Here is a 3,697-nt window from a genome sequence, read left to right on the forward strand (position 1 = left end):
GTACCCGGCGGTCTGTACAGGAACAGGGATTTTTATAAAGAGCATGTCATAAGCGAGGTGGAGGACTTCTTCTACGATATTATCTTTGATCCCCAGACGTCGGGAGGCCTGCTTTTCGCCGTGGCGCCGGAAGATCTGCCGGCATTTGAAAAGAATGCAACAAGCATGGAGGTAGATTTCCGGGTCATAGGGAAATTCTTATCGGAACCGAAAGGGAAAATAATATTAAGACCGTAGCTGATAGCAAAGGCCCGTAATTCGTAATTCGTGAGACGTAATTGGAAAAGCACAAGGTGCGAGGAGCGAAGCGACCTCATTTGCCTTTCACCGGGTTCATCCAATTACGAATTACGATTTACGAATTACGGGTGTTCCGCTATAAGCCGTAGTCTTCCTCTATATGTTGTTTCCTCGCCGTTTTCAGGATCCTCGCTGCGGCAAGCTTTGATATCACCACAATATCTTCAAGGGGAAGATAACCGGTGATCGAAGGATCGAAGAGTGCCCTGACAAGGGGTGGAAATTCTTCGTTGCCTTCCCAGAGGATGAAGGTTATCGGTACTCTCGGAAGGGCATAAAGAGTGATCGATGCGTCCCCGTATTCCTCCTTTTTCCCCCCGAGGGCAACGCCTGCCTCAAGAAATGTGTATTTGTCGTGACCGAATGCAGACTGCATAGGTTTAGTGACCCTTTTTTCAAAAACAGGCTGGTAATGCCTGCAGCCGGGTATATCCTCGTATGCCGCGATGTCGTTTTTAGGCGGATTGCCGTTCGCGGTATTGATATAATGTAAAAGGATGATCCTTGTTACCAGGGTTATGTTACTTCCCTTTGCGCTCTTGAAGGTTACCTCCGGCAATGTGAGGGAGATGGTTTCATCAAAGAATGGTATGGCGATTGTGAATGTGCCGATGCCGGTTTCGTATTGCAGGGCCGCGTTTTTGAGTTGTTGTTCAATGTCGGAGCCGAGAAGCCTTTCACACGCCCCGTCATAAACGTTTTTGTAGGTCTTTTGTTTTTGCAGAAGCATGATATTAACACCGGCTATCAGCTGTCAGCACACAGCCATCAGCATCGATTATCGATAATCGATCATCGAGTATCGAGCGACCATCTTCTCATCTTCCCATCCTCTCATCTTCCCATCCTCTCACTCTCTCACCCTCTCACTCTCTTCCTCACTTCCTGTATGGTCTTTTTGTAATCCTTTGTATGGAAGATGCCGGTACCGAGCACGAGGATATTTGCGCCCGCGTCAGCTACCCTTTTTGCGTTCTCCGCCTTTATGCCGCCATCGACCTCAAGGTCTATCTTTCGCCCTGATCTCTGTATCAACTGTCTTGCCTTTTTTATCTTCTCATCCATGGCGACGATATATTTCTGTCCGCCAAAGCCGGGATTGACGCTCATGATCAGCACCATGTCAACCTCGCTGATGATGTGGTCCAGTTTCGAAAGCGGGGTTGAAGGGTTCAGGGAGACGCCCGCCTTTTTTCCCATTGATTTTATGACATCGATTGTCCTGAAGAGATGGTGGTCGGCTTCCGCGTGAACCGTCACGATGTCGGCGCCCGCAGAGATAAAATCTTCCACATACTTTGCAGGGTCTTCGATCATAAGGTGAACATCAAGCGGTTTCACGGCAACCCTCTTTACCGCTTCAACGATCATGGGACCGATAGTGATGTTGGGAACAAAGTGGCCATCCATGACATCGATATGTATCAGGTCTGCGCCGGCCCGCTCCACGTCCTTTATCTCTTTCTCTAATGCAAGAAAGTTACATGATAAAATAGAAGGCGCTATGAAGATTCTACCCATATTTGTCCTCCGGGATTGATATTGATAATCAATTCATTGTCTTTGTTGAAGATAGTCCTTGGCGGTATCAATGTTTTAATATTTGTTTTTACGGCAGTCTGTTCGTTTCTCCCGTAATCTATTTTATATCTGATCTTCTTCATTTCCATATCTTCCAGAAGGTTGTCTATGTCTTTGTTTCTTATTACAGGCAACATATAATAGGGCTTTTGTTCACTACCCACAATGAGGACGACCCCGCCCTGTTCGAGAATGGTGCTGCCTCCCTTTGGTACCTGGGCGATAATCCTTCCTGTCCTTTCGTGCGGTATGTATATGGTTTTTTTGATAGTGATAAGCTTTTCACCGAGTATCTCGGCTGCCTTCTCCAGGGGTTGACCCGTAAGGGTAGGTATTTCAACAAGCTGGGGGCCTTCGGAGACAATGACGTAAAGCACCCTCCCTTTCCTGATGGATATGTTAGCATCCGGTTTTTGTACAGTGATATGGTTGTATGGGACGTCATTTCTTCTTTCATAACGAAGGACGATCAGGCCAAGTCCTTTGTCCCTGGCGATCTCTTTTGCTTCCTCGACCTTTTTTCCTCTCACGTCGGGGCATACGGTCGTCTCCTGCCCCTTGAGCACTATATCGATGGTGAGATACGTGGACAGAATAAATGCTGATATGGGTATAAGAAAGTAGAGAAAGTTTTTAATCCACTTCATAATTTTCTGAGTTTTGCAATAAAGAACCCATCCATGCCTGTCTCGTGCGGGAGCGATAAAAAGTATTCCTTATTAAACAGAAACGGGAGAGGATTTTCAAGGATAAACTTTGCCGACTTCCGTAATCTCTCTATAACATTTGTCGTTTCTTCCGGTTCAAAGGAACAGACGCTGTACACGATGCAGCCGCCTGTTTTCAGGATATCCCAGAGGGCCCCGAGGAGCCTTACCTGGGAATCACCGAAGGAGCCGATATCCTTTGCCCTTTTGTGCCACTTGATCTCAGGGTGCTTCCGTATGATCCCGAGCGATGAACAGGGTGCGTCGACCAGTATGATATCGAATAATTGTTCCCTGAAGGGAGGGCGCAACGCATCTCCGAGAACAAGGTTCCCTCTGTTGCGGACAAGCTTCAGTCTTTTGATCCCGTTATCCATGGAGACCACAAACCCATCTGCCGTAATATCCTGTATATGATGGGTCTTTGTCCCTGAACCGGCGCAGGCGTCAAGTATCGCATCCCCTGTTTGCGGGGCAAGGGATAGACCGGCAAGTTGGGACATCTCGTCCTGGACCGCGACCATGTTATTTTTAAAAAGGCTATGCTTTAAAACCGGTGTCAGCTTCTCCACATGCAGGGCAGCCGGTGAAAAGACGCCCCTCTTTATCTCGATGCCGTCTGCTTCGAGTTGCCTGACCACCTCCTCGACAGAGATCTTCTTCAGGTTTACCCTGAGCGTGAAGCCGGGTGTTTTATTGAGGGTGGAAAGAAGCTCTATGGTTTTTGACCTGCCGAATCGTTTATGCCACCTTTCTATGATCCATCCGGGAAAGGAATACTGTATCGACAGGTTGTCAGTGGCAAGCCGTGAGTTGCCGCCGGCCTGAAGGGCATCTCTGTCTCTCAGGTATTGCCGTAAAAGGGCATTGACGAAGTTTGCGACCCACTTCCCTTTCTCTTTTTTTATGTAGCTTACGACCTCGTTCACCACGTGGTACGGGGCTTTCTTCATGAAGGATATCTGGTAAAGACTGAGCCACAGCAGGTATCGCAGGTCGTTCTCGATGGGCCTGTTCGTATAGAGAGAGAGGGCCCAGTCAAAATAGGACTTCCACCGTATCGCCCCGGCTGTCATCTCATATATGAATCCTTTTTGTGATTCCAATAA

Annotated in this window: 5 protein-coding genes; 1 reads left to right on the forward strand and 4 read right to left on the reverse strand. The window is 47.9% G+C overall.

The window, feature by feature from the left end:
* Window positions 1-237 (forward strand): selenide, water dikinase SelD (locus tag PHU49_02215; protein MDD5242808.1); only part of this gene is annotated, 237 nt, incomplete at its 5' end.
* A gap of 139 nt (window positions 238-376) precedes the next feature.
* Here the strand turns inward: PHU49_02215 and PHU49_02220 are convergent.
* From PHU49_02220 to rsmB, 4 genes are all read right to left on the reverse strand, one after another.
* A complete protein-coding gene (locus PHU49_02220) occupies window positions 377-1,030 on the reverse strand; it encodes a DUF3786 domain-containing protein (GenBank protein ID MDD5242809.1) in 654 nt (217 codons plus the stop codon).
* Window positions 1,031-1,158: 128 nt separating this feature from the next.
* Complete coding sequence (gene rpe, locus PHU49_02225; GenBank protein ID MDD5242810.1) at window positions 1,159-1,821, reverse strand: ribulose-phosphate 3-epimerase; 663 nt, start codon at window positions 1,819-1,821, stop codon at window positions 1,159-1,161.
* Entirely contained in the window at window positions 1,803-2,528 is a 726-nt protein-coding gene (locus PHU49_02230) for a PASTA domain-containing protein (protein MDD5242811.1), read from the reverse strand. Before PHU49_02230 ends, rpe begins: the two co-directional genes overlap by 19 nt.
* Window positions 2,525-3,697, reverse strand: a 1,173-nt coding sequence (gene rsmB / locus PHU49_02235; protein ID MDD5242812.1) for a 16S rRNA (cytosine(967)-C(5))-methyltransferase RsmB, incomplete at its 5' end; no start/stop codon positions are given. The genes PHU49_02230 and rsmB, both read right to left, overlap by 4 nt.

The organism is Syntrophorhabdaceae bacterium (genome assembly GCA_028713955.1).
In the GTDB taxonomy this organism is placed as follows: domain Bacteria; phylum Desulfobacterota; class Syntrophorhabdia; order Syntrophorhabdales; family Syntrophorhabdaceae; genus UBA5609.

Coding starts and splice junctions, on each gene's coding strand:
- PHU49_02230 (MDD5242811.1), bottom strand. CDS start 2,528: ATGAAGTGGATTAAAAACTTTCTCTACTTTCTTATACCCATATCAGCA.
- PHU49_02220 (MDD5242809.1), bottom strand. CDS start 1,030: ATGCTTCTGCAAAAACAAAAGACCTACAAAAACGTTTATGACGGGGCG.
- rpe (MDD5242810.1), bottom strand. CDS start 1,821: ATGGGTAGAATCTTCATAGCGCCTTCTATTTTATCATGTAACTTTCTT.